Annotated in this window: 32 protein-coding genes; 31 read left to right on the top strand and 1 reads right to left on the bottom strand. The window is 35.8% G+C overall.

Annotated features, from left to right (window positions below; translation table 11 throughout):
• Positions 1–26: 26 nt before the first annotated feature.
• The 11 genes from RYM16_RS00835 to RYM16_RS00785 all read left to right on the top strand — a co-directional run bounded on the left by RYM16_RS00835 (position 27) and on the right by RYM16_RS00785 (position 11,019).
• Entirely contained in the window at positions 27–1,754 is a 1,728-nt protein-coding gene (locus RYM16_RS00835; protein WP_314981789.1) for an ABC transporter ATP-binding protein, read from the top strand.
• Positions 1,741–3,486, top strand: coding sequence for an ABC transporter ATP-binding protein (locus RYM16_RS00830; protein ID WP_314981787.1), 1,746 nt, complete (start codon positions 1,741–1,743; stop codon positions 3,484–3,486). The genes RYM16_RS00835 and RYM16_RS00830 overlap by 14 nt, the downstream gene beginning before the upstream one ends.
• 1 nt (position 3,487) lies before the next feature.
• Positions 3,488–4,282 (top strand): RNA methyltransferase, encoded by a 795-nt coding sequence (locus tag RYM16_RS00825; RefSeq protein WP_314981785.1) that lies wholly within the window; start codon positions 3,488–3,490, stop codon positions 4,280–4,282.
• A 257-nt stretch (positions 4,283–4,539) separates the two neighbouring features.
• Positions 4,540–5,394 carry a ChbG/HpnK family deacetylase gene (locus tag RYM16_RS00820; protein ID WP_314981783.1) on the top strand — a complete coding sequence of 285 codons (855 nt, stop codon included), beginning with the start codon at positions 4,540–4,542 and terminating at the stop codon, positions 5,392–5,394.
• The gene (locus RYM16_RS00815; protein WP_009352599.1) at positions 5,391–6,383 is read left to right on the top strand and encodes a lysylphosphatidylglycerol synthase transmembrane domain-containing protein; all 993 of its coding nucleotides are present in this window, start codon (positions 5,391–5,393) and stop codon (positions 6,381–6,383) included. Before RYM16_RS00820 ends, RYM16_RS00815 begins: the two co-directional genes overlap by 4 nt.
• A 13-nt stretch (positions 6,384–6,396) precedes the next feature.
• Positions 6,397–6,846 carry an ACT domain-containing protein gene (locus tag RYM16_RS00810; protein WP_004695770.1) on the top strand — a complete coding sequence of 150 codons (450 nt, stop codon included), beginning with the start codon at positions 6,397–6,399 and terminating at the stop codon, positions 6,844–6,846.
• 24 nt (positions 6,847–6,870) lie between these two features.
• On the top strand, positions 6,871–8,160 hold the full coding sequence (locus RYM16_RS00805) for a homoserine dehydrogenase (protein WP_287291403.1): 1,290 nt from the start codon (positions 6,871–6,873) through the stop codon (positions 8,158–8,160).
• Between the two features lie 3 nt (positions 8,161–8,163).
• Entirely contained in the window at positions 8,164–9,078 is a 915-nt protein-coding gene (gene thrB, locus RYM16_RS00800) for a homoserine kinase (protein ID WP_273298612.1), read from the top strand.
• Between the two features lie 55 nt (positions 9,079–9,133).
• Positions 9,134–10,009, top strand: a complete 876-nt coding sequence (htpX, locus tag RYM16_RS00795) for a zinc metalloprotease HtpX (RefSeq protein WP_009352580.1) — start codon at positions 9,134–9,136, stop codon at positions 10,007–10,009.
• Between the two features lie 22 nt (positions 10,010–10,031).
• Positions 10,032–10,439, top strand: a complete 408-nt coding sequence (gene ndk / locus RYM16_RS00790) for a nucleoside-diphosphate kinase (protein ID WP_054747500.1) — start codon at positions 10,032–10,034, stop codon at positions 10,437–10,439.
• Positions 10,440–10,503: 64 nt separating this feature from the next.
• Positions 10,504–11,019, top strand: coding sequence for a cob(I)yrinic acid a,c-diamide adenosyltransferase (locus tag RYM16_RS00785; protein ID WP_265137227.1), 516 nt, complete (start codon positions 10,504–10,506; stop codon positions 11,017–11,019).
• A 48-nt stretch (positions 11,020–11,067) separates the two neighbouring features.
• Here RYM16_RS00785 and RYM16_RS00780 read toward each other — a convergent pair whose 3' ends face one another.
• Positions 11,068–11,403 carry a hypothetical protein gene (locus tag RYM16_RS00780; RefSeq protein WP_009352614.1) on the bottom strand — a complete coding sequence of 112 codons (336 nt, stop codon included), beginning with the start codon at positions 11,401–11,403 and terminating at the stop codon, positions 11,068–11,070.
• Between the two features lie 63 nt (positions 11,404–11,466).
• Between RYM16_RS00780 and cobU the strand changes: the two genes are divergently transcribed.
• The 20 genes from cobU to RYM16_RS00680 form a co-directional block, all read left to right on the top strand.
• On the top strand, positions 11,467–12,045 hold the full coding sequence (cobU, locus tag RYM16_RS00775; protein ID WP_314981781.1) for a bifunctional adenosylcobinamide kinase/adenosylcobinamide-phosphate guanylyltransferase: 579 nt from the start codon (positions 11,467–11,469) through the stop codon (positions 12,043–12,045).
• Positions 12,038–13,555: a cobyric acid synthase gene (locus tag RYM16_RS00770; RefSeq protein WP_314981779.1), complete on the top strand. Its 1,518-nt coding sequence runs from the start codon at positions 12,038–12,040 to the stop codon at positions 13,553–13,555. The genes cobU and RYM16_RS00770 overlap by 8 nt, the downstream gene beginning before the upstream one ends.
• A 12-nt stretch (positions 13,556–13,567) precedes the next feature.
• On the top strand, positions 13,568–14,560 hold the full coding sequence (gene cbiB / locus RYM16_RS00765) for an adenosylcobinamide-phosphate synthase CbiB (RefSeq protein WP_314981777.1): 993 nt from the start codon (positions 13,568–13,570) through the stop codon (positions 14,558–14,560).
• Entirely contained in the window at positions 14,560–15,453 is an 894-nt protein-coding gene (cobS, locus tag RYM16_RS00760) for an adenosylcobinamide-GDP ribazoletransferase (RefSeq protein WP_314981775.1), read from the top strand. The genes cbiB and cobS overlap by 1 nt, the downstream gene beginning before the upstream one ends.
• 80 nt (positions 15,454–15,533) lie before the next feature.
• Positions 15,534–16,418 (top strand): GHMP kinase, encoded by an 885-nt coding sequence (locus RYM16_RS00755; protein ID WP_314981774.1) that lies wholly within the window; start codon positions 15,534–15,536, stop codon positions 16,416–16,418.
• Positions 16,419–16,442: 24 nt separating this feature from the next.
• The gene (locus tag RYM16_RS00750) at positions 16,443–17,573 is read left to right on the top strand and encodes a threonine-phosphate decarboxylase (protein ID WP_314981771.1); all 1,131 of its coding nucleotides are present in this window, start codon (positions 16,443–16,445) and stop codon (positions 17,571–17,573) included.
• Between the two features lie 7 nt (positions 17,574–17,580).
• Positions 17,581–18,219 (top strand): alpha-ribazole phosphatase, encoded by a 639-nt coding sequence (cobC, locus tag RYM16_RS00745; RefSeq protein ID WP_105081158.1) that lies wholly within the window; start codon positions 17,581–17,583, stop codon positions 18,217–18,219.
• Entirely contained in the window at positions 18,219–18,917 is a 699-nt protein-coding gene (locus RYM16_RS00740) for a pseudouridine synthase (protein WP_314981769.1), read from the top strand. Before cobC ends, RYM16_RS00740 begins: the two co-directional genes overlap by 1 nt.
• A gap of 70 nt (positions 18,918–18,987) precedes the next feature.
• Positions 18,988–20,061, top strand: a complete 1,074-nt coding sequence (locus tag RYM16_RS00735; RefSeq protein WP_314981767.1) for a Xaa-Pro peptidase family protein — start codon at positions 18,988–18,990, stop codon at positions 20,059–20,061.
• A gap of 15 nt (positions 20,062–20,076) precedes the next feature.
• Positions 20,077–20,634, top strand: coding sequence for an elongation factor P (gene efp / locus RYM16_RS00730; protein ID WP_009352604.1), 558 nt, complete (start codon positions 20,077–20,079; stop codon positions 20,632–20,634).
• A 134-nt stretch (positions 20,635–20,768) separates the two neighbouring features.
• Entirely contained in the window at positions 20,769–21,149 is a 381-nt protein-coding gene (locus tag RYM16_RS00725; RefSeq protein WP_314981765.1) for an Asp23/Gls24 family envelope stress response protein, read from the top strand.
• Positions 21,150–21,160: 11 nt separating this feature from the next.
• Positions 21,161–21,556, top strand: a complete 396-nt coding sequence (locus RYM16_RS00720) for an Asp23/Gls24 family envelope stress response protein (protein ID WP_314981764.1) — start codon at positions 21,161–21,163, stop codon at positions 21,554–21,556.
• Complete coding sequence (nusB, locus tag RYM16_RS00715; RefSeq protein WP_274205002.1) at positions 21,546–21,950, top strand: transcription antitermination factor NusB; 405 nt, start codon at positions 21,546–21,548, stop codon at positions 21,948–21,950. The genes RYM16_RS00720 and nusB overlap by 11 nt, the downstream gene beginning before the upstream one ends.
• On the top strand, positions 21,950–22,909 hold the full coding sequence (locus RYM16_RS00710) for a metallohydrolase (protein WP_314981762.1): 960 nt from the start codon (positions 21,950–21,952) through the stop codon (positions 22,907–22,909). The genes nusB and RYM16_RS00710 overlap by 1 nt, the downstream gene beginning before the upstream one ends.
• Positions 22,906–24,129 carry an exodeoxyribonuclease VII large subunit gene (gene xseA / locus RYM16_RS00705; protein WP_314981760.1) on the top strand — a complete coding sequence of 408 codons (1,224 nt, stop codon included), beginning with the start codon at positions 22,906–22,908 and terminating at the stop codon, positions 24,127–24,129. The genes RYM16_RS00710 and xseA overlap by 4 nt, the downstream gene beginning before the upstream one ends.
• Positions 24,104–24,310 carry an exodeoxyribonuclease VII small subunit gene (xseB, locus tag RYM16_RS00700; protein WP_314981758.1) on the top strand — a complete coding sequence of 69 codons (207 nt, stop codon included), beginning with the start codon at positions 24,104–24,106 and terminating at the stop codon, positions 24,308–24,310. The genes xseA and xseB overlap by 26 nt, the downstream gene beginning before the upstream one ends.
• 9 nt (positions 24,311–24,319) lie before the next feature.
• Positions 24,320–25,198 carry a farnesyl diphosphate synthase gene (locus RYM16_RS00695; RefSeq protein ID WP_314981756.1) on the top strand — a complete coding sequence of 293 codons (879 nt, stop codon included), beginning with the start codon at positions 24,320–24,322 and terminating at the stop codon, positions 25,196–25,198.
• 28 nt (positions 25,199–25,226) lie between these two features.
• The gene (locus RYM16_RS00690) at positions 25,227–25,706 is read left to right on the top strand and encodes a divergent PAP2 family protein (RefSeq protein WP_314981754.1); all 480 of its coding nucleotides are present in this window, start codon (positions 25,227–25,229) and stop codon (positions 25,704–25,706) included.
• Positions 25,703–26,506 carry a TlyA family RNA methyltransferase gene (locus RYM16_RS00685; RefSeq protein ID WP_314981752.1) on the top strand — a complete coding sequence of 268 codons (804 nt, stop codon included), beginning with the start codon at positions 25,703–25,705 and terminating at the stop codon, positions 26,504–26,506. The genes RYM16_RS00690 and RYM16_RS00685 overlap by 4 nt, the downstream gene beginning before the upstream one ends.
• A gap of 9 nt (positions 26,507–26,515) precedes the next feature.
• The coding region (locus RYM16_RS00680; protein ID WP_314981750.1) for an NAD(+)/NADH kinase at positions 26,516–26,984 on the top strand (469 nt) is incomplete at its 3' end.

Below are 26,984 nucleotides of genomic sequence, written 5' to 3'. Positions count from 1 at the left end.
AAAACATAGTGTGTTTGAGAGGGCCTATGAAACCTATAAATTTATTTATGCAATTTTTCCGCCGTGAGGGGTGGATATATGCCATTGGTTTAACAATGCTGATAGCTATAGATGTAGCTTTTTTATTTGTACCTCAATTTATCGGCAATGCCATAGATACATTGAGCAATAATAAAGAAGGTTTAGTGAATTATATTTTTTATTTTATTTTTTTATTTATCATTATTACAATTTTAAAGGTAATCTCTCGTAGAACCTTATTAGGCTCTATTCGACGTATGGAATATCTTTTTCGTGAAATTCTATGTAGCCAAGCTTTACAAGTAAAAACAACTTATTATGAATCTAATGGGCCAGGTAAGGTTATGGCGCTTATGACCAATGATGTTACATCATTACGCGTTGCACTTGGTTTAGGTGTAATGATAATAGTAGATATTATTTTCTATTCCATTGTAGGATCTATAATTTTAATTCAAAAAATAAATGGTGTCTTAGCGTTTAAAATCATGACACCTATATTTTTTATTATCGTTGCAATATTTGTATTAGGTAGAAAATTAAGAGCTAAACAACGTAGTGCTCAAGCTACGTATAGTGATATGACAGAGTTTGGGCAAGAACTATTTCAGGGAATGGATGTTATTCGCGCTTTTAATCGTGAAAGCATCATTTCAAAGTCCTTTGAAAAAATCAATAAACTTAACTATAAGAAAAATATGGATGTTGCCTTGTTGGATGCTATATTAACTCCACTTACTAGAATTGCTCCGTTCATCTGTATTAGTATAAGCATCTTTATTTGCGGACACTTGGCTGTAGAAGGCAAAATGACTATAGGTGAGTTTGTAACTATCAATTCATTCATCATGTTAATTGTAGGCCCTTTGATTGGTTTTGGTGGTCTTATTTCAATTGTTCAAAAAGGTTTAGCCTCCTTAGATCGCATTACGGATTTCTTGCAGTTGCCCACTGAAACAATAGAGGATAGTGTAGATGTATTAGCCCTTGAAGATATTCACGTTCGCTATTTAGATTTTAATTATGAAAACTCTAAAGGTCATGCATTATCTCAAGTGACTACCACCATACCTAAAGGTTCTTTTATCGGGTTAGTGGGTAAACCAGGTTCTGGTAAAAGTACTTTATTTAAATTGCTAATTGGATTACAAGAATGTCCTGAAAAATCTATCTATTTTGGCAATCAAGATTTGACGAATATACCATTAGCGAAACTTCGGAATTCCATTGCCTATGTACCAACTCAATCTTACTTATTAAGTACTACCATTTCAGATAATATAAAATTCGGTAAAGAGTTACCCATGCATGAAACTATGGAAGTAGCAGCGAAGAAGGCCGATTTATACAGAGATTTGGGCGATTTGCTAAACAATGATTTACATAAGTTAGCTGAAGAAGGTCAAGACTTATCAGGTGGACAAAAGCAACGTATTAATATGGCACGTGGTTTCTACAAAAATGCACCATATTTATTGCTAGATGATTGTTTTTCTGCTTTAGATGCTGTAACAGTTACAACCATATTAGATACTTTAAATAATGTAAAAGATCAAACTATTCTATGTATTTCACAGCGTTTAGAGGTTATAGAGAAAGCAGATAAAATCCTTGTATTTGATGAGGGTCGTATTGTAGAAGAAGGTACTCATGAAGAATTATTAGCTAATAAGGGCTTATATTTCACCTTATATGAAGCGCAGAAAGGAGGGGCTCATCATGAAAAAGCGTAATTTAAAAAATGATTGGGCTTTATTCTCCTATATAACTGCGTATATTAAGCCTTATTTGGGTATTTTATTGTTAGCTACCATTGCGCTAGCCGGCAATTTAATACTTTTGCTTTTAAGACCTTATTTAACTAAGCAAGTTATTGATCTCGGCTTTGCTACTAATGATATTAATGTTATCGAATATTATGCTGTAATATATGGTCTTACTATTATTGGTAGTGTGTTATGTATATTTGTAGAAAATTATTTTTTGAAAAGCTTTGGACAAAAGATTATTTATAATATACGTGCCATTATATTTCAAAAGATACTTCATAAGTCCCATGATGAGTTTTATAAATTACCCATTGGTAATTGGGTGACTCGTATCACAAATGATGTAGAGTCATTGCGCACTTTATATACAGATGTATTACTGAATTTAGCGAGTAGCGGTTTAATGATCATCGGTATTTTAGGATTCATGTATGCTATTAATGTACCTTTAGCAATTATCATGACGATTTTATTACCAATAATGGGCGTAATTATTTGGGTATTCCAAAAGTTTTCTCGTAAAGCATTCCGTCAAGTTCGCCGATCTGTAGCGGCCTCTAATGCGAGCATTAAAGAGCTATTAAACTACATAGTCATTGTCAAATCTTATGGCGGTGAAAAAGACATCGAAGAACGTTACAATACGGTTAATAAAGGCTTTTTAGAAGCAGGCCTTTTTGAAGTTACTACGTTTTCTATTTTTAGACCGCTCGTAGATGGTCTATTCTTTGTGGCACTAATCGTTATTTTTACTACTACAAATGTAATAGATTCGGTGGCCGATGCTGGTACTGTTTTTGCGTTCATCCAATACATGGATCGATTCTTCCAACCATTAAAAGAAATTGCTGATAAATATAATTCTCTACAAAGTGCATTAGCTGGGGCGGAAAGATTAGTTCCTTTATTAGAGGAAGAGGATCGTCAAATCGCCAATGAAGTTCCTCGTGAATTTAAACATATAGAATCTATTGACTTTGAACATGTATGGTTTTCTTATGACAATAACGATGTATACGCATTGGAAGACTTTACGTTAAGCATTAAGGCTGGTGAATTTATAGGCATCGTAGGCCCTTCAGGTAGTGGTAAATCAACGCTTTTATCCTTGTTAATGGGTCTTTATAAACCTACTAAGGGAGCAATCTATATCAATGGCATTGATATTGCAAATTATGATAGTTCCGTACTGCGTCATTTGATGGGGTATGTTTTCCAGCAAGCGTATCTATTTAAAGGTTCTATAAAGGATAACTTAACACTTTTTGATACTTCTATTTCATATGATGATATGGTAGATGCAGCAAAACAAGTAAATTTGGATAGTATGATTGAACAATTGCCAGAGGGTTATCATACACCTGTAGGTTATTTAGGTTCTTTGTTATCTGATGGACAAAAGCAATTATTGGCATTTGGACGCACTCTAATTAGAAATACACCTATTTTATTGTTAGATGAAGCTACAGCCAATATTGATAGTCATACGGAGAAGCAAATTCAAGCTAGTATTGAAAATATTCGTGGTAGCAAAACTATTGTAAGCATTGCTCATCGACTTTCTACGGTACAGGATGCTAATAAAATAGTGTATATGGAATATGGTAAAATAATAGAAAAAGGATCTTTTGAAGAACTTATCAATTCAAAAGGTGCCTTTTATAATCTCTGGAGTAATCAACAAAGCGGGAGTTAGTATGGAATTTATTCAATCGAAAGATAATAAAACTATAAAGCACATTATCGCTTTAGGTCAGCGTAAGAATCGTCAAAAAAGTGGGGAGTATATTGTTGAAGGCATCCGCTCTATACGTGATATTGCAGCTATGGGTGCAGTCAAAACAGTTGTTATTCGTGAGTCTAAAGCACAAGATAAAAATGTATTAGATTTATTAACCTTAGATTCTGTTCAATCTGCACATACGTATATAGTTCAAGATCCTGTGTTTGATAAAATAGATAATACTGTAAATGGGCAAGGTGTTGTGGCCATAGTATCAAAACCTAAACACAATATTGAAAGTGTTTCTATCGAGGATGGACTATACATTACATTAGATGGTGTTCAAGATCCTGGTAACCTAGGTACCATTATTCGTACCGCAGTTGCAGCAGGTGTAAAAGGCATTTTCTTAATGAAAGGGACTGTAGATCCTTTTAATGATAAAACGGTACGTAGTACAATGAGTGCTTTACATAAAATACCTTTATACGAGGATGTTACTTTGTCTATGTTACATGATATTGTGGCTGAATCAAATATGACTACCTATGTTACGGCTTTAGAAGATTCAGAGCCTTATCATTCTGTGACGTATGCTAAACGAACTATGCTAGTATTAGGTAATGAAGGTAATGGTGTGACACCAGAGGTGATGAATCTATGCACTAATCGCATCATGATTCCTATGTATGGAGATATGGAATCATTAAATGTAAGTGTAGCAGCTGCATTATGTATGTATAAGGTTCAAGAGCAATTGATGAGTTAAATTCGTACTAATAAATACTACTGTATTTTTTATATAGTATTAATTTATATAGGACATAACACCTATAATTTATGCTTCGTAAAATGTATTTAATTTTATATTTATTATAAAAATTTATAGCATTATAAAAAGTCCTCTACTAGTATACAAGTAGAGGGCTTTTGTATTGATTTATTAGTTGTGTATTTGGTACAATAACATATATCCTTTGTGGGAGAACAAAGTTCTCCCTTTTTTTAATGAAAAGGAAGATAACTATGTCCAAATTAATAGTAAATGCAGACGATTTTGGCCTTCATAGTGCGGTTAATGCTGGAATTATTGATGGTCATCGTACAGGTATTATTACTAGTACCTCTTTATTAGCAGGAGGAGAAGCTTTTACAGAAGCCGTAAGCATGGCAAAAGAAAACCCTAAGTTGGGCATTGGTATTCATATTGCTTTAGTTGGTGGACTAAAACCAGTATGTGATCCAGCTGAAGTTCCTTCACTCGTAACAGCAGAAGGTGTTTTTCCAGAGAGTTATATTGATTTTATAAAACGCATTTACTCTGGCAAAATCAATTATAGTGAATTACGTAAAGAGATTAATGCACAGATTACACAAATTTCAGACACTGGATTAAAGGTTACTCATATTGACGGTCATCAACATATGCACGTGTTACCTACGGTTTTACCTATTGTCATTGAACAGGCAAAATCCTTTGGTATAAATGCTATTAGAGTACCTGATGAACCTACAAGCTTTATGAACTACATATATTCTCCAACTCGTTTTTTAGGTAAAGTTGGTTTATCAACTGTTGCTGCTAATGCAAGGCCAATAGTACGCAATAACAATATGTTGACCACCCAATACTTCTGGGGAATGGTGAATGGCGGAAATATAGATCAAAAATCATTAATGGGTATTTTGAAAAAGGTAAATAATAATTCTGGTACCCATGAATTGATGGTTCATCCTGGTATTAATAATACAATTCTAGGTAAGCGTTATAATTGGGGATATCACTGGGAAGATGAGTTGCATGCACTATGTTCTAGTCATACCCGATTGTATATAAGACAACATGGTATAGAGCTAATTAATTATGGAGACTTGATATGAGCAAAATGATGAAGAGAGGCATTTTTATGTTTCTCTTGTTATTAGCCGTATCTATAGGAATTATTTACTATACCATCGATTTAGAATCATTAAAAACTATATCGTCTTTTAATAGTGTATCTTTATTGTTGGCAATCGTAGCACTAGCGGCTGGTATGTATTTTGATGGACTCCGCTTGCAACGTCTTGTAAAAATTGGTGGCTACAAACTATCTATCCAAGCGGTACTGCGTGTTATCTTTAGTAACTATTTTATGGCCATGTTAACACCTGGTGCCAGTGGGGGTGCCGTAGCACAAGTACTAGTACTAAAAAGTTATGGTGTACCCATATCTAAAGGTACGCCAATCGTATTAATACGAACCGTATTTTCCATTATGTTTTTAGTCATTATGTTGCCTTTAGTATTTTTACGTGATGCTATTGAGATTCCTTATATTTCACGAGATATGTTGTTGTTATTTGCGGTGCTTGCCGTTATAGCAACTCTACTAGGAACATATATCTTACAGACTAAATATATGAGACAGTTTGTCTATAATTTAGCACAGCGCTTTAAAGCTCATAAAACGAAGGATTGGCTTTCTAAGTTAGAAACGTTAAATCAAGGCCTAGGTTTACTCTATAAAGAGCCAATTCAATCTATCATAGTATTTTTTGAATCTGGTTTAAGTTTATTATGCTTGTATTGTATTGCACCAGCATTAATGTACGCTTTTACACCAGATATTCCTATCATCGATATTTTAGATCGCATGATTCTATTAAATCTTATTTTATATTTTGCACCAACTCCAGGGGGAACAGGGATTGCAGAAGGACTATTTGTAGTATTGTTTAGTGCCTTTGTACCAAATGGAACAGTTGGTATTGTTGCTGTAGCATGGCGTGTTGTGGCTGAATATTTGCCATTTTTTATCGGTATGTATGCAGTATTAACATTATATGGGCGTCAATTTGTAGCCCAAGAAACTTCAAGAGAACAATAAGGGAGTGTACTCTATGTCTAAACCAAAAAAAGATAAGTTTTATCTGGTGCAAGAAGATATTTTACCAGAAGCGATTAAAAAGACGATTAAAGTAAAAGAAATTCTTAAATTAGGTGAAGTTAAAACAATCAATGAAGCTGTTGAAAAAATGGATTTAAGCCGTTCTGCGTATTACAAATACAAAGACTATGTATTTCCATTCTTTGAAATTGCTCAAGGGAAAATAGTTAGTATTTATGTTTCCATGTCTAATGAATCAGGCATGTTGTCCAGTGTTTTGAAAGCTATTGCTGAGCGTAATGGCAGTATTTTGACAATCAATCAAGATATTCCCTTACAAGGTATTGCAAATAGCAGTATTTCTTTTGAAACAAAGGACTTACAAGGCTCATTAGAAGACTTATTATTGGATATCCGCTCCATGAAGGGCATTATTAAAGTAGAGATTTTAGGCCAAGCATAGGCTAGTTAAGAGAGTAGGACTATTATGACCACTATAAAAATTGCTTTATTAGGTTTCGGTACTGTTGCACAAGGTACATTTAATTTATTGCAAGATAATGCTGAACTTATTAAAAATCGTACTGGAGTAAATGTTGAAATTTCTAAAATCTATGTGCGTAATCCAGAAAAATATAGCCATATTACTTTGCCTGAAACAGCTCAATATGTAACAAATATTGATGATGTATTACAAGATGAAAATATTCAAATGGTTGTTGAGCTAATGGGCGGTACAACCTTTGCTAAGGAATGCGTTGAGGGAGCTCTAAAAGCAAAGAAAAATGTTGTGACAGCTAATAAAGATTTATTGGCTGAATCTGGTCCATATTTATTAGATTTAGCTAGTAAGAATGGAGTAGATTTACGTTTTGAAGCTTCTGTATTGGGCGGCATTCCTATTATTCGCACATTGTATGAGTCTTTAGCCGGTAACCGTATAACCGAACTTATCGGTATTATGAATGGTACGACAAACTTTATTTTGACTAAAATGTCCGAAGAAGGTTTAAGTTATCAAGATGTTTTAAAAGAGGCACAAGATTTAGGTTATGCTGAAGCTGATCCTACTGCTGACGTAGAAGGTCTTGATGCAGCTCGTAAATTAGCTATTCTTGCATCTATTAGCTTTAACCGTCGTATTTTCTTTGAAGATGTAACGGTAGAAGGTATTACAAGTATTGATACAGAGGATATTAAATTCGGTAAAGAGTTTGGTTACAATATCAAATTATTAGGTATTGCTAAGGAAACTGCTCAAGGTTTGTCCCTAAATGTGTATCCTGCATTTATTCCTACCACACATCCATTGGCATCTGTTCGTGGATCCTATAACGCTATTTATGTTAAAGGTAATGGTATTGACGATGTAATGCTTTATGGTCGTGGTGCAGGTAGCTTACCAACAGGTAGCTCAGTCGTATCTGACATTATGGAAGTAGCTAAAAATGTTTCTTATAATGAAACAGGTCGTTTGAAACCATTCTATTACGATCAAAAAGATATTTACTCTCCAGGTAAAATTCAATCTAGCTACTATTTACGTTTAGCTGTGGATAATAAAACAGGTGTATTGGCAAAAATTTCTGCAAAATTAGCAGAACAAAAGATTTCTGTTCTATCTATCGTTCAACGTAATATGGATCCAGAAACTGCAGTACTGGCTATTGTAACATCTAAATGTCCTAGTTCTTATATTTCAAATCTTATCGATTCCTTTAATAGCTTACGTTCTGTTAAGTCTGTTAATAGTGTAATTCGTATTATGGAAGTTTAAACTATGAACACTGTTCGTGTACAAGTACCTGCCACTAGTGCAAACTGTGGCCCTGGTTTTGATTGCTTAGGTTTAGCCTTAAACCTTTATAATATTTTTAGCTTTACACCCGATGTTAATGCTACAGAATATACATATACTTTTGAGGGCTTCGGTGCAGATATTTTACGCGCCGAAAATCCAAAAAAGAACCTTATTGGTTTTGCAATGGATCAAGTTTTTGCTACAGTTCAAGAACCAATTCAATACGGTCATATTACGTCTGAAACCTTAATTCCACCATCTCGTGGTTTAGGTAGTAGTAGTACGGCTATTGTAGGGGGACTTTTACTTGCGAATGCGTTAGTAAAACATCCTCTTTCAAAGGAAGAGTTACTTGTTATTGCAAATCGCATGGAAGGTCATCCAGATAATGTAGCACCTGCTATTTATGGCAATCTATGCTGTGCAACTGGGTTAAAAACTAAAGTACTTAACACAGTTATTTCTGTACCCTCTGAGTTACATTTTGCTGTTGTAGTACCTGAAGTCATGGTATCTACTGAATATGCTCGTTCTGTTTTACCTAATCATGTGCCATTTAAAGAGGCCGCACAAAACGTAAGTCATGCGTCTTTATTTGTTACAAGCCTTATTACGCATCAATTAAGTAATTTATCTGTCGCATTAGATGATAATTTACATGTACCTTACCGTAAGACCTTGATTCCACATTGTGATAAAGTATTTGAGGCTGCAAAAACTGCTGGTGCTTATGGTGCCACTATTAGTGGTTCTGGTTCTACACTAATTGCTTATGTAGATAAAGCACATGTACAAGATGTGGCCGATGCGATGGGGGCCGTATTTACTGCTAATGGTATTGATAATAAAACCTATTGCTTAGAAGCAGATACAACAGGAGCGTCCATTATATAGTTTATGATATAATTATAGTGTTAGGCACAGTCCATAACTATAATTGGAGGAAACTATGAACAGTATGAAAACAACGCTTTTATTAGCGACTCTAACGGCCATTTTAGTGGTCTTAGGTGATATGATCGGCGGTAGAACAGGCATGATGGCTATGTTCGTTGTATCTATGGGCATGAATTTTATGTCCTATTGGTTTAGCGATAAAATCGTATTAGCTCAATATAATGCTCAACAAGTTACTGCACAATCTAATCCGAAACTATATGGAATGGTAGAAAAATTGGCTAAAAATGGTAATTTACCAATGCCAAAGGTATATATCATTCCTAGTGAAGTGCCTAATGCATTTGCAACAGGTAGAAATCCAAGTAATGCTGCAGTTGCAGTTACTGAAGGTATCCAACGGTTATTAACTGATGATGAATTAGAAGGTGTATTAGGACACGAATTAACACATGTTAAGAATCGCGATACTTTAATTAGTACCATTGCTGCGATGATGGCGGGGGCTATTTCTATGATTGCTCACGTACTTCAATTTTCTGCAATCTTTGGTCGCTCCGATGATCGAGAAGGTTCTAATCCTTTAGCATTAATAGGTGCCATAATTATTGCTCCTATCGCAGCAGGTCTTATTCAGATGAGTATTTCTCGTGCCAGAGAATTCTTAGCGGATGAAGGTGGTGGAGACATGTGTCGTAATCCACTAGCCTTGGCTTCTGCTCTTGCTAAAATCGATTACTATTCTAAACATGGTGCATTGCCGAATGCTAGTAATGCAACTGCCCATATGTTTATTATTAACCCTATGATGGGTATTGGTGAAAGCTTGAGTAATCTTTTTAGTACACATCCTCGTACAGAAGAACGTATTGAAAAGCTAAAAAAACAAGCCATGAATCCTAAATATAAAGAAAAGGCAAAATTCTAATTAATATCTACAGGAGGATATCATGCAAGAAACATTAGTTTTAATTAAACCAGATGCTGTTAAGCGTCAATTAAGCGGTGAAATTCTTAGTCGCTATGAACGTAAAGGTCTTGTTATTAAAGCGCTAAAATTATTACAGGTACCTCGTGAACTCGCTGAAGAGCACTATGCTGAGCACAAAGAAAAACCGTTCTTTGGTGAATTAGTTGACTTTATTACATCTGGTCCAGTTCTCGCTTTTGTTTTAGCTGGTGAGAATGCAATTGTATCCGTACGTGCTTTAAACGGGGCAACAAATCCTGTAGATGCTGCCCCTGGTAGTATTCGTGGTGACTATGCCTTAACAATGGACGCTAACGTAGTACATGCTTCTGATTCTCCAGAAGCTGCTGCTCGTGAAGTTAGCCTTTGGTTCCCAGAATACAAATAATCTCTAGGTTGAGATCATTTAGCTTTTATTTCTACATCCATGTATATCTATAGGAGGTAATAATATGGCAAGTAGTGTTTATACAAAAACAGGTGATGCTGGTACAACTGGTTTATACACAGGTGAACGTGTACAGAAGTCATCTTTACGCGTAGAAGCTTATGGTACAATCGATGAATTACAAGCTTTCTTAGGCTTGGCTCGCTCCTATGCTGAAAATCCACGTGTTGCAGCGGAGTTATATGATATTGAGCGTAATTTATGGACATTAATGGCCGATATTGCTAGTCTAAATGTGGCTCCAGTAATTACTGATCAACATGTAAAACATTTGGAAAAAGTCATCGATCGCTTCGATGAAAAGCTAGAACCATTATCTAGTTTTGTTATTCCAGGTGAAAAACAATCTTCTTCTTATTTACACGTAGCTAGAACGATTACTAGACGCGCTGAACGTGCTTTATGGCGTGTATTAGATGCCGGTGAAAGTGTTCACGAATCTAATTTGAAATACTTAAACCGTCTATCCGACCTTTGCTTTATTATGTGTCGCGTAGAAGAGGAACTTGGAGCTGAATAAACAAAAAAAAGCTATGTATTTTACATAGCTTTTTGCTCGTTATAGACCTTATTGTGAAATCGTTTGATTTAACACATCTTGAGGGCTTGGATAATAGAAGAAGATATGAGGAATTTCGTAGCGAAATTTCTCTCTTAATAAATCGGCTAGTGTTGCTTCGAAGTTTATAATTTTATCAGCACCAAAATCAAAATCTTCTACTAGTACTAATAGTTGAGGTTCTACTTGTGGTGCATTTTCAGGTAATGCTTCTGGCGGTAGTGGAACATTCACTACTACGCGTACAGTACCAATATATTTTCCTTGTCCATCATCGATGGCAACACGATAGGTATTATCCCATAAAGTAGCCATCATTTTTAGTTTCATATTCATAATTTCCATAGTATCGCTCCTTTGTTATACTTATAATGATACTGAAATTATAAATTCTTGTATAGGTGCATTATGAAATCCCAAATTATATTGTGTTCCGGTGGGGCACGAAGTGGAAAAAGTGAATTTGCAGAACGATTAGCCCTTGCTACAGAAGGTCGAAAAGCTTATGTAGCAACAGGACAAGCTTTTGATGATGAAATGATTGATCGTATTAAAAAACATCAAGAGCGACGTGGTGAGATATGGAATAATTTTGAAGTACCATTACATTTAGCTATAGAATGGCAAAATATTAGCCAATCTGCTGATGTAATTCTTATAGATTGTTTAACTATGTTTACTACTAATCACATGATGGCCCATGGTTCTATACAAGGACAACAAGATGCCAATCAATTAGAGGCAACTGTTCTTACTGAATTAGAAACATTGCTGGCTTCTATAAAATCGTGTGAAGGTAAAACAGTTATATTTGTAACTAACGAAATTGGTTTAGGCATTGTGCCTGACAATAAACTTGCTAGATATTTTAGAGACATTGCTGGTCGAGTAAATCGAACTGTAGCGACGGCCGCAGATAAACTATTTTTAACAATTAGCGGTGTTACCATTGAATTAAAATCACAGGAGGTTCATATAAATGGCTAAGAAAATCATGTTCCAAGGGACAAGTTCTAATGTAGGTAAAAGTATTCTTTGTACTGCATTATGCCGTATCTTTTACAGAAAAGGTTTTAAAACGGTTCCTTTCAAAGCGCAAAATATGGCCCTCAATTCATACGTTACAAAATGGGGCGATGAAATTGGTCGTGCTCAAGTAGCACAAGCGGAAGCAGCAGGTATCGATCCAATTGTTCAAATGAATCCTGTTTTATTAAAACCAACAGGGAATCAATCATCTCAAGTTGTTTTAATGGGTAAACCAGTAGGCGTCTATAGTGCTAAAGAATACCATACAAAATACTCTTTAACTGCCCTTGATAAAGTAAAAGAATCTATTGATTTCTTAGATTCTAATTTCGATGTTATGGTTATCGAAGGTGCAGGTAGCCCTGCAGAAGTTAACCTTAAAGCTAATGATATTGTTAACATGCGCATTGCTAAAATGACGCAAGCTCCTGTATATTTAATTGCTGACATCGATCGTGGTGGCGCCATTGCTTCTATCGTAGGTACCTTAGAACTACTCGAGCCAGAAGAACGTGACCTCATTAAAGGTATTGTTATCAATAAATTCCGTGGGGATATTAAATTATTAGAACCAGCGCTTACTTTCATTGAAGAAAAAACAGGTAAAAAAGTGGTAGGCGTTATTCCTGCTATTGAAAAACTTGATATTGATGAAGAAGATTCTGTGGCATTAGAAAATAAACGCAACAGTGGCTCTAAAGAAATTCAAGTTGTAGTAATGCAAACACCTAAAATTTCTAATTTTACAGACTTCGATGCTCTTAATTACGAGCCAGATGTATCTGTTCGATTTGTAGGCCCTGGAGATGTTATTGGGAAACCTGATTTAATTATTCTACCAGGCTCTAAAAATACATTGGCAGATTTAACGTATTTACGCGATACAGGTTTTGCTGAGGAAATTAAAAAATTGGCTGCTCAAGGAACTCCAGTTATTGGTGTTTGTGGAGGCAACCAAATGTTGGGTAAAACCATCTATGATCCGCATCATATGGAAGGGGATATTGAGGAGATAGAAGGACTTGGCCTTGTAGAATCTTCAACGACTATGAAGGATCAAAAAACGACGCATCAAGTACAATTTGATGTGTCTAATTTGAAATTCTTAAATGGTACTTTCACTGGTGAAAATTTAGTAGGCTATGAAATCCATATGGGCGATACTACACCATTAGTAGATACAGTAACGCGTTGCTTTACTATTACAAGCCGTAGCGAAGAGGCTGTTAATGTTATCGATGGTTTTATCGATGGCAATCATCAAGTAATGGGCACATATATTCATGGTGTATTTGATAATGATGAATTTAGACGATTTATTATCAATCAATTGCGTGAGCGTAAGGGATTAGAACCATTAGATGTAGTATTCCATTATTTTGACCATAAAAATGCAGCATATGATCGTTTAGCTGATATTGTGGAGGAACATTTAGATATGGATTACATTATGTCTACCTTGGGTTAGTAGGGGAGATATATGGAACATTTAGATATTTTGCACTGGTTTTCAAAGTATAGCTTTGTATGTATTCCAGCCTTAGCATTCATGCTGGATTTAATTATTGGTGATCCCAATAGTAAGTACCATCCGGTTGCCATAATTGGTCGCATTATATCCTTTTTTGAAGCAGTTCTTTATAAGGATACTGACAATGATACAAAAAAATTATGGTACGGTGGTATTGCTGTTGGTTTAATACTTGTATCAGTATATATTATAGTATCTCTAATATTATGGCTTGGTGCCGTTGTTAATGAGTGGGTGGCGTATGCTCTAGAGGTCATCATACTGTACATTGCAATTTCTCCAAGATCATTAGCTGGAGCAGGTTTTACTATTAGCCAACTTATCAAACAAGATAATATTGTAGAAGCTCGTCAAAAACTATCTTGGATTGTAGGCCGTGATACAGAAGATTTAGATGAAAGTGAAATTACTCGTGCTACAGTAGAAACAATTGCTGAAAATACTGTGGATGGTATTATTGCACCTTTATTTTTCTTTATTTTAGGTGGTCCTATGGGGGCTATTCTATATAGAACTGCCAATACTATGGACTCTATGTTAGGCTATAAAAATCAAAAGTACTTATATTTTGGCCGTGTCGCAGCTCGCTTTGACGATGCATTAAACTGGATTCCTGCACGCATTACCTTTATATTATTTGTTATTTCTGCGTTCTTTTTACGCTTTGATGCTAAAAAAGCAGTACAAATTGGCTTGCGTGATGCAAAAAAACATCCTAGTCCAAATGGGGGCTATGCTGAAGCACCTGTTGCAGGAGCTTTACATATCCGTTTAGGTGGTTACAATCAGTATTTCAAAAAAATGACCTTCCGTGAATATATGGGAGATCCTATTGAAAAACTAAATCGTAATCATATTACGCGAACAATTTATATGATGTATGTTACGACTATACTAATGGTTATCATTAGTACAGTTATTACCTATGGGATGAATGTATAATGACACCTTTTTTTATAGCATTACAATTTTTAACACGTTTAAAACTTGTAAACCAAACAGAGTGGACCGTAGAAGACTTTGGTAAATCTGTTATAGCCTTTCCTTATGTAGGCCTTATTATTGGTCTCATTTTAGCATTACTCTATGGCGTATTATCTCCATTTATTCCTATCATGCCGTTGATGTTGATTATCGTTGTGTCCGAGTTTTTACTGACCGGTGGACTTCATGCGGATGGGCTGATGGATACTAGTGATGGTTTGTTTTCTGGTCGTGAAAGAGAACGAAAACTAGAAATCATGAAAGATAGCCGTATAGGCTCCTTTGGGGTTGTAGCTTTCGTATTTGTCACTCTTTTAAAATGGCAATTATTAGCTGCTATTCCTACTGCTGAATTTATTCCTATGGCACTTATTATGATGCCTTTAATGAGTCGTTGGTCTATGGTATTTAGCATTCGTTCCTATCCTTACGCTAGAGAGCAAGGAATGGGGGCAGCATTTGCTAATTTAGCACCTAAACATGTTATATCTTACAATACCATTTCTACATTCTTTATGCCTATTGTATTACTATTAATTGGCATTTTATTATACACCTTGTTATACGGTGCTTTTGCAATTTTTGCCGTTCCTGATGTAGGGTATGTTGTAGGTTTAGGCGTATTAGTATATGCCACAATAGGAGTTTTCCAAATCAATATTATTAGCATGATAATTACTTATATTATCAACCGTTTCTTAAACCGTTATATTGTAAAAGAATTAGGTGGCACTACTGGTGATACATACGGATTTGTTGTAGAGGTAACCGAAGTATTATTGATTTTAGTATACCTTATTATTCTATCCATATTATCTGCTACAGTTGTGGCAAATCCAACTATGTTCTAATAGGCTCATAATTTTATCTAGTTATTTACCAATAAGAGTTATTTAATACTTTATTTAGTTTAATGTGAAAGGAGTTTAATGTGACCTATTATGTAAGAGCCCCAGGAACATGTGGGGAATTTCTACAAGGTTCTATTGATGGACAATCATTTTTAGTCACATGTCCGATCAATCGATACTCCTACGCATTAAGTAATGTAGTGCATCCCTTTTCACAAACTTATTGTGCGCTACAACCTAAGTCAGCTCAAGCTAGAAAGCTAGTCAAACAATTAGTGTATTCTAAAAAAAATACTAGTATATGTCCTCCTGTATATGTTCGGTCTGATATTATACAGGGGAAGGGCATGGCATCTAGTTCAGCTGATATTTCTGTAACGGCTATGGCTACCGCTTTAGCAATGGATTACGAATTATCATTTAAAGAGCTAGAACAAATCTGTTTGTCTGTAGAGCCTACAGATGCTTCTTTTTATCAAGGTGTTACGCAGTTTGATTATATTAAGGGAACCATATCCCAACCGCTAGGTATGTGCCCGCCTTTAAAAATACTCGTATTTGATGAAGGTGGCAGTATTGATACTGTAAGCTTTAATAAACAAGCGGATTTACAAAATAAAATATTAGAAAAAGAATCGATTATACGAGAGTCGCTAGAGTTATTTAAACATGGTCTTATTACTCATGATATTAAGCTCATAGGTCAAGCAGCTACATTAAGTGCCTTTGGTAATCAAAGAATCTTGTATAAACCGAATTTATATGACTTTCACGATATAGGTAATTACTATAACAGTGTTGGTACAATCATCGCTCATAGCGGTACCATAATGGGATTATTATTTCCTGTTGATTATGGACGAATTGATGATTGTAAAAATGAAATTATACGTAAGTTGCCACAATTATCTTACGTAGATACAGTAGAAACTACAAATGAAGGATTAACTTATATTAAACGGTAACGTATTTTATAGAAAGAGAATAGAATGTCTAACATACATGGGGGCAATATATTTCAATTTGCCCATGAACAACGAATTGAACCGTACGAGGTTATTGATTTTAGTGCTAATATCAATCCACTAGGTCCTAGTCAACGAGGATTGTCTTCATTAGAGGCTCAATTACGTTATATTTCACATTATCCAGATGCTACCAATGATGATGTGTTAAATGCTATTGCAGATACCTATGGTATGAATAAACATCAAATTGTAGTTGGTAATGGGGCGGCAGAGCTATTATATGCAATATGCCGTTTACCTGGGTATACAGGTGCTTTTGTACCAGCGCCAGGCTTCTCCGAATATAAAGAAGCATTAGAGGCTAGTCGAATTTCTGTACGCGATATTTATTATCGACCACGGGAGGATGACAATGGAAAACCTTATTTTGAGGTTCCTTATTTAGCGCTCGAAACCTTTGCCGCTGAACTAAAAGGGCAAGATGGTCGTATCATCGTATTTTTAGGAAATCCAAATAATCCAGACGGGACATTACTTGATAAAAATCATATCCGCACTGTTGCAAGTATGCTTAAAGATGCTAATAGCTTACTTGTTATTGATGAGTCCTTTATCGACTTTGTGGGAAATGATACATTACAAGATAATGAATACTCTATGCGTTCCTTAATAAATGAATTCGATAATATCATCGTCGTTCATTCCTTTACAAAATTTTATGCTGTTCCAGGTCTACGAATTGGAGCTGCTTTCAGCAACCCTCAAATCATTGACCAATTAAATAAATTTATTCCTACATGGTCTGTTAATACATTGGCCCAAGCATATACAGAATCTGCTTTAAACGATGTAGAGTATGTAAAGCGTACAAAACAAGTATTGTGCGAAGAACAACACTACATGTATAACGCATTAGATGCTATAGCAGGTATTACTGTTTATCCGCCTTCAGCTAACTTTATCTTGTTCCATATCGAACAAGATGGGGTGACGGCAGATACAATTAATGAAGCTCTAAAGAAACATAACATAATTGTTCGCAATTGTGATTCCTATATGGGCTTAAGTAATCAATGGGTTCGCATTGCTATTAAAGACCATGATAATAATGTTAGATTAGTTGATACACTAACAGAAATTTTGAAAGTATAGGTAGATCATGAAGACATTATATATTGTGCGCCACGGTGAAACAGATTGGAATAAAATGGGGAAATACCAAGGTATTACCGATGTTCCACTCAATGAAAATGGTTTAAACCAAGCAAAAGCATGTGGTCAAGCTCTTAAAGATGTAAAGTTTGATCGTATATTATCTAGTGATTTAAGTCGTGCTTTAGTTACTGCCGAAGCTATTCGTGGTGATCGTACAACACCGATTACTGTAGATGAACGTTTACGAGAATTAAATTTTGGTGATTGGGAGGCTATGCTATTCTCCGATATTGAAGCTCGTTGGCCTGGTTTAATCGATGAAATGTATTTGAGGCCTCATCTAGTTAAGGTGCCTAATGGTGAAAGCTTTAAAGATTTGCAAGACCGTGCGTGGGCAGGCCTAGAGGAATTTATTAATGCTAATGATGAGGAAGAAACTCTTCTCATTGCTTGTCATGGTGGTACAATACGAACATTACTATGTAAATTATTAGATATCTCTATTAGTCACTGTTGGAACTTTAGTCAAGGCAACACGGCTATTAATCGTATTTTCTACAATGGAATGGGCGAATTTGATCATAATGTTTTGAATTTGCTTAACGATACTGCTCATGTAGATGTATTACAAGGACATGAATAATGCGACTCGATAAATTATTAGCTAATAAAGCATTTGGTAGTCGGAAAGAAGTTCATCAAATTATAAAGGATAGAAGAGTTACTATTAACGGTGAGATTACTACAAAAAAAGATATTCATATCGATATCGACATTGATGCAGTAGCCGTAGACGGTCAAACTGTTAATACCACACAACTATATTACGTTAAATTTCACAAACCTAAGGGCTATGTTACGGCTGTAGAAGATTCTACTCATCCCGTCGTTATGGATTTATTGCCGCCTGAGTATTTAAAAATGGGCGTAGTTCCCGTTGGGCGATTAGATAAAGATACAGAAGGCCTTTTACTACTTACGAATGATGGAGTATGGGGACACTCAATCATCAACGGTCATAAGCATGTACCTAAAGTTTACTACGTAGAATTTGAAGGAGAACTCTCTGAGGAGGGCATCCAGCGCATTAAAGAGGGTATTGTATTAGGTGATGGAACTCAATGTAAACCGGCTTTAATTGAATTATTATCAGATCAATCAGCCACCATTACTATTGAAGAAGGAAAGTATCATCAGGTAAAACGCATGATAGGTGCTGCTGGTGGTACCGTATCGTATTTAAAGCGTCTTACTATAGGCCATGTAGATTTAAATGGTATTGAAGAAGTCGGCTCTGTAATGGACTTGACTATTGATGACGTAGAGGGCTTCAAAAAATAGCATAAAATTCTATTCAATATAGGCATTTTATGGTAAGATTAATTGTAATTTATAGACTAGGAGCACGATTATGAATGGATTAAATCTGCTACAACAGTATATTAAAGAGCAAGAATTAACAGGCGTTATTTTGTTAAGCCCTATAAATTTACATTATTTTGCTGGTTTCACTGGTACTACAGGCTTTGCTATTATTACAGAAGATAAAGCTTTTATGATTACCGACTTCAGATATACTGAACAAGCTACAAAACAATGTGAAGGGTATACGGTTATTCAATATGAAACAACTGTTATGGATACTCTTGTAGATATATTCAATGAACATCATATTCACGAAGGTTTATTCGCTATAGAGGGCAAACAAATGCCTGTAGATACTTATGAATCTTTATGTGATACATTAGATGAAAACTTTGACTTTACATCTGTTAATTTCGCCAAACTTCGAGCAGTAAAGCGAGAGGATGAATTAGAGTTATTACGCATCGCGGCTAATATTGGTGATGAATCTTTTGCTGCATTGTTACCACAACTTAAAGTGGGAATGACGGAAAACGAAGTCCGTATCATTTTAGAAACAGAAATGTTAAAACGTGGTTCTGAGGAGCCTTCCTTTGCCACTATTATTGCTTCAGGTAGTCGTTCTAGCATGCCTCATGGTGTAGCTAGTGATAAGGTTATTGAAGCAGGTGATTTTGTAACTATAGATTTCGGCTCTGTTTACAAAGGTTATCATTCTGATATGACAAGAACCATTGTAATGGGCCCTGCCTCTGACTTACAAAAGAAATTGTATAGTATAGTTTTAGAAGCACAAAAACGTGGCGTTGCAGCTGTTCGCGCTGGTATTACTGGTAAAGAACTAGATGCAGTTTGTCGTGATTATATTAAAGAGCATGGATATACCAAGGAATTTAATCACGGTACTGGTCATGGCTTAGGCCTTGAAATTCATGAAGAACCAGTAGCCAATACTAAATCCGATACGGTATTTACAGAAAATATGATCATCACGGTGGAACCAGGTATTTATATTACCGGTACTATCGGATTGAGAATAGAGGATAGTGTCATCGTCAAATCTGACGGCTATGAGGTGTTGACACATAGTCCAAAAGAGTTAATTGAGATAAGTATTTAGAAGGAGAAGAGTTAGATGATTTCCAGTAATGATTTTCGCCCAGGTGTAACCGTTGAAATCGACGGTAATGTATGGCAAGTAGTAGATTTCCAACACGTTAAACCAGGTAAAGGTGCTGCATTCGTACGTACTAAAATGAAAAACTTGCAAACTGGTTCTGTAGTAGAGCGTACATTCAATGCAGGTGAAAAAGTGCCTAAAGCACATGTTGATCGTCGTCGTATGCAATACTTATATGAGTCTGATGGCGCTTATACATTCATGGATAACGAAACTTATGATCAAGTTGAACTTACCCTTGAACAATTAGGCGAAGCTAAAAACTTCCTTCTTGAAAATATGGAAGTATCCATTATGTTCTTCCAAGGTATCGTAATCGGTCTTGACTTGCCTGTAGCTGTAGAGCTTCGCGTAGTTGAAACAGATCCTGGTATTCGTGGTGATACTGCAACTGGTGGCAACAAACCAGCTGTATTAGAAACAGGCTACACTGTAAAAGTACCTCTCTTCATCGAAGTTGACGATGTACTACGTATTGATACTCGTACAGGTCAATACATCGAACGTGCCTAATACTCATTGATATGTATTGGGACTAGATCTTTTCATGGAATCTTATTCCCATATATCGTAACATTTGCACTGTAAGCACTTGTCGTCTATGTAATTATATATAGGGACAAGTGCTTTTTTTGAAAGAGGCCAGTATGACGAAGAAAAATACTGAACTAGAGTCTGGTAAAATTAAGATTAATGAAGATGTATATGCAACAATTGCTACAATGGCAGCACTTGAAACAAAGGGTATACATCACATGAGCTCCACCTTTAACGATGGAGTTAATACCTTTTTTAGACTTAAGTCTGATCATGAAGGTGTAAAGATTTCCTTTAACGATGAAGGGGCTATTTCAGTTACACTATATGTATGCATACAATATGGATACCGTATTCCTGACGTGGCTTTACGACTACAAGAACGAATTAATACAGCCTTAGTATCTTACACAGAAATTGAGGTTCAAACTATTGATGTAGTTGTACAAGATATCATTTTTGATGATTTAGTTACGCCACAACTACCATAGGAGGCATCTATATGAGTTCAGACAATCAATTAAATTATGGCTTAGATACGGATACTATTGATATTGCCGACTCTGTCATCATTGATGTGGCAACCAAAACTTTAGGTACAATTCCTGGTATTCATTCTTTAAGCCCACGCTTTTACGATGAGTTAGTAGAAGGTATTACTCATGCTTTTGGGCAACGTAGCTTACCAGGTATTAACGTAAAACATCGTAAAGGTTTTATTGAAATAAATATTTATATTAAAGCATTGTACGGATATAATCTCATTGAATTATCTAAACAATTACAATCAGAAATCAAACAAACCTTAAAAAATATGCTTGACCTAGATCATGTAAAGGTTGATGTGCATATTGAAGGTATTGTAAAAGAAAAGGAGCCAGTTTTACATGGTAACTAAGCGAAATCGACGAGAAGCACGTCAATACGCATTCCAAATGTTATATGCTAATGAATTTCATAGTGATAAAAATGATGTTCAATTTCCTGAAGGTCATATTCAAAAAGCTATGGATAAAGCATATGCCAATAGTATTATTCAAGGTGTAATAGCAACAGCTGAGAAAATAGATGCAGATTTACAACCATTCTGTAAATCTCGTAAAGTAGCAAATCTAGATAAAGTTGATCGCGCTATTTTACGTATTGCCGTATGGGAAATGACTAACGAAGTAGAACCATTAGAACCATCTATTGCCATTAACGAAGCCATTCAGCTAGCAAAAGAATTTGGCTCTGATGCTTCTTATAAATTAATTAATGCAATCTTAGATGCATATAACAAGAGTAGATAATGAAACGATATTACTTAGGCATTGATACCAGTTGCTATACCACTAGTTGTGCCATTATAGATAGTGACTTTCACATCGTAGGAGAGGCACGTAAACTATTAGAGGTTAAACCTGGTGAGCGAGGACTACAACAATCAAATATGGTCTTTCAGCATACAAAGGCATTGCCTAAGCTAATGTTAGAGTTACCTCAAGTACCAATTAGCGGTATCGGTGTTAGTGGCTTTCCACGACGTGAGGAAAATTCTTATATGCCCGCCTTTATGGTTGGTTTAGGCCAAGGGGAAACCTTGAGTCATATTTTAAATGTGCCTTTACATATCTTTGCGCACCAAGAAAATCATATTTTAGCAGCACTGAGAGATTTAGAACATATTCCGACTGAGCCATTTTTGGCCTTACATTTGTCAGGTGGTACTACAGAGTTAGTCTATTGCCATTATCAAGGTGAAGGAATTTTTGAATCTCACATCATTGGCGGTTCTAAAGATTTGCAAGGCGGTCAATATGTTGATCGCATCGGTGTCGCTATGGGTTTACCATTCCCTGCAGGCAAACACCTAGAGTCATTAGCATTACAAACTACAGAGTATGAGCCATTACCATCATCTATGAAAGATGGATGGATTAGTTTTGCCGGTCCTTGCAGTGCAGCTATGCGACGTATAAATGAAACCATGAGTGATCTGGATAAATCAAATTTAGCTAGAGCTGTTTTTACTTCTATGGGAAATGCTTTAGAAAAAATGATTACCTATCATATTAAAGAAAAACCAGTTCATACAGTTATCGCTGTAGGTGGTGTGATGAGCAATAGTTTACTTCGTAAGCGAATGGAAACCTATTGTAAACGGAATCGTATGACATTGCATGTGGCGCAGCCACAATATTCTGTTGATAATGCTACAGGCAATGCTTTTGGCGCTGCTTATTTACAAGAATCTAGAGGATCATCGTGAATGTATTAACCATTACACAATTGAACAATCTCATAAAGCGCACCCTAGATAGGGAATATCTACTAAAAAATGTTTATGTTAGCGGTACTATCATCAATGCTAAACGTCATAGTAGTGGACACATGTATTTTTCTTTGAAAGATGAGGAGTCTGCCATTGATGTAACCATGTGGTCTAGCACTGTTGTGCAAAAAGGGTTGGCTAATGCCATTCAAAATGGTTTATTAGTAACTGTAAAAGCATCTGTTAATTTTTACAATAAAATGGGCCGTTTAAATCTAATTGCATCTGATATGCAAATAGGTTCTAAAAGCCCGTTACAGCTTGAATTTGACGCTTTAAAACGAGAATTAACTGCTTTAGGATACTTTGATGATGGACACAAACAAAGTTTACCGTATATGGCGAGCTGCATTGGAATAGTCACGTCGCAATCTGGCGCCGTATTACATGATATTTTGCATGTCAGCGAGCGACGTAACCCATTAGTTCAATTTAAATTATTCTCTGTTCCTGTACAAGGTAATACTGCTGGCCCCATTATTGCCAGAGGTATTGCTGCTGCTGATGCAGATCCTGATGTAGATCTTATTATCGTTGGTCGTGGTGGCGGTTCTATGGAGGACTTGTGGTGCTTCAATGATAGAGCTGTAGTAGAAGCTATTTATATGGCTAACACGCCAGTTATTTCTGCTGTAGGCCATGAAACTGATTACACTTTATGTGATTATGTGGCAGATGCACGTGGTGCTACGCCGAGTCATGCTGCAGAGATGGCGGTCTTGCCACTTACTACATTACAAGATCAGTTAACAGAAAAAGAAGAGTATTTACACGAATATATACGTTATACACTACAACAAAAACGAACAGATTTGACATTACTCTTTAATCGCAGACTCGGTATACCAGCACTTCAGTTTTTACATAAGCAAAAATCACATTTACAAGAACTTTCACAAACATTAACAAATATTACTAAAGAGAGATGTAATACTGAAAAGCATAGTTTAGCATTATTAGCCCAACAGTTAGAGTCTTTAAATCCATTACAAATGATGGTTAAGGGATTCGCTAAGGTAGAGCATAATAATGAACCTATAACTTCGGTGTCCCAATTGCAACCGAATGATGATATACGAGTTACATTAGCAGATGGTTATGTTACTGCCAAGGTAAAGGAGGCGCACAAAGATGGCCGCATCACTAAAAAGTTATGAGAAAAAATATAAAGCCTTAGAAGATATTGTTAAGCAGTTAGACGATGGTGACATGACTATCTCTGAACTCTTAACTCAATATAAAAAAGGGCTAACCTTAGTTAAGGAATGTGCAGAAATGCTTGATTCCGTTGAGGCTGAGGTACAACAAATTATCGAAGAAGTCCGCATCAGCGAATAAGGAGATTCTATGTTCAAAGAATATTTAGCGGCTAGCAAACAAAATATTGAACAATGGTTAGATGAGGTATTAACTAGTCCAAATCAAGAATTTAAACCTCTGTATGAATCCATGAATTACAGCTTAATGCAGGGCGGTAAACGAATCCGACCAATCTTATCTAAAGCTGTATTAGAAATGCTTCATAAAGATCCTGCTGATTATAAAGAGTTTCTATGTGCAATGGAGTGTATCCATACGTATTCCTTAGTACATGATGATTTACCGGCCATGGATAATGATGATTATCGTAGAGGTAATTTAACAAATCATAAAGTTTATGGTGAAGGCTTAGCTATTTTAGCGGGCGATGGTTTATTGACGTACGCCTTTCAATTAATGACCGCTAATAATAAGGCCTCTGCTCAAGATAAACTCGATGCTATACAATGTGTGGCAATTGCTGCAGGCCCAGAAGGTATGGTCGGCGGTCAAGCCTTTGATATGCTTAGTGAAGATAAACACATTCCATTAGAAGAGTTAAAAGTTCTCCATCGCGGTAAAACGGGCGCTTTATTTAATGCTTCTGTAGAGTTAGGTCTCATTTTAGGCAATGCAGATACTGTTACGCGAACTGCATTAATGGAATATGCTAATTGTTTAGGATTGTTATTCCAAATTACTGATGATATTCTAGATGTAACAGGCACTATTGAAGAATTAGGAAAAACTCCTGGAAGTGATATTCGCCAACATAAATCTACTTATGTATCTTTACTTGGTTTAGAGGGCGCAAAAGAGCAAGCCGCTGCAGTAGGTGAACAAGCTCATGATGCATTAAACTCTGTTTCTTATGATACATCTATATTGGCAGCATTAATTGATTATCTTTTAAAACGTACGAATTAATATGTATTACCTGTAGAAGGTACAAAGAATGATTGATATATTACCACAAATAGCACATAACTACATAGCGCAAGCCGCATTTTGGGGCTGGTTTACTGCTCAAGCTATCAAATTTGTATGGCAACTGGTAAGACATGGTAAATTTCGCCCAGAACGCCTTGTAGGCTCCGGTGGATTTCCTAGTTCCCATACATCATTTGTCATTGCTACTACTACGGCTATTTATCTAAAAAATGGTGTATCAGATCTCTTTATCTTGTCCTTAGTATTCTCTATAGTCGTTATGTATGATGCATCTGGTGTCCGATTAGAGGCGGGAAGACAAGCGCAGATTCTTAATCAAATTGTGGAATATTTTACAAAGAAAAATATTCCTGTTCAAATTACTCGTAAAGAAGCGCTAAAAGAGTTATTAGGACATACCCCTGTAGAAGTATTTGGTGGTTTAATCCTTGGTATTCTCGTTGCCTATATTCAGTTTTATTATATTTATAATGGTGTACTATGAGCAGTAAAGAACGGTTAGATATACTCCTTGTCAATCGAGGACTTTTTGAAAGCAGAGAAAAAGCAAAAGCCGCTATCATGGCGGGACTTATCTTTATTGATACTACGCGCATTGATAAAGCTGGCACAAAAGTACCTGTCGATGCTAATATCCTTGTAAAAGGCAATAGCTTGCCTTATGTAAGTCGTGGTGGACTTAAATTGGAAAAAGCTATCCAAACATATCCTATCGATTTACAAGATGCTGTCATGGTTGATATAGGCGCTAGTACAGGCGGTTTTACTGACTGTGCATTACAAAATGGCGCATCTAAAGTATTTGCCATTGATGTGGGATATAACCAATTAGCTTGGAAATTACGTCAAGATCCACGTGTTATCAACATGGAAAAACAAAATATCCGTACTGTCACACCAGAGCAATTAGGTGAACTTGTCGATTTTATTTCTATTGATGTAGCCTTTATTTCTTTAGACAAAGTTCTACCAGTTGCTACCACCTTATTAAAAGATACAGGTTCTCTTGTAGCCTTAATTAAACCTCAATTTGAGGCGGGCAAAGAAAATGTTGGAAAGGGTGGTATAGTACGAGATAGCGCCATCCATAAAGAGGTTTTACACCGAATATTACAAGTGGCTTATGACTGTGGACTGTATATCCATGGTTTAACCTTCTCACCAATTAAAGGAATGGAAGGAAATATTGAGTTCTTAGGTTATTTTAAAAAGTACGAAGAAGGAGCTTTAACTATTAACGACGAATTAATTGATGCAGTCGTTACCGAAGCTCATTCGTTATAGGAGATTACTATGCGTATCGGATTCTTCCCGAATATGGGGAAAAGCAACATTATGGCAGTTCTAAAAATGGCTGCTCATATTTGTAAAGAAGAAGGTATCGAAGTATTTTTGCCAGATGATCTCGAATCAGATGCACCTGCACGAGTACTTAAGATTCCAAAAACTCATATTGTAAGCCGTCCAGAAATCTTTAAACAAATAGATATTGCTTTTAGTTTTGGTGGAGATGGTACAATTATCCATTTAGCACGACAAATCTATCCGTATAATGTACCAGTGTGCGGTATTAACTTAGGTGAACTAGGATTCTTAAATCAAATAGAAATTCACCAAATGCAAAGTCATATAAAACGTATAGTTCAAGGTGACTACAAAATAGAAAAGCGTGGTCACTTATATGCTTATATTGACCGTAATGATGGGAATGAAGAGGAGTTAGTACCAATTATTAATGAAATTGTTATCACTCGTGCAGAAC

Origin of the sequence: uncultured Veillonella sp. (assembly GCF_963524655.1) — a bacterium.
In the GTDB taxonomy this organism is placed as follows: Bacteria; Bacillota; Negativicutes; order Veillonellales; family Veillonellaceae; genus Veillonella.
Note: the sequence above shows the minus strand (reverse complement) of the source record. Positions and strands in the feature narration are given on the sequence as shown.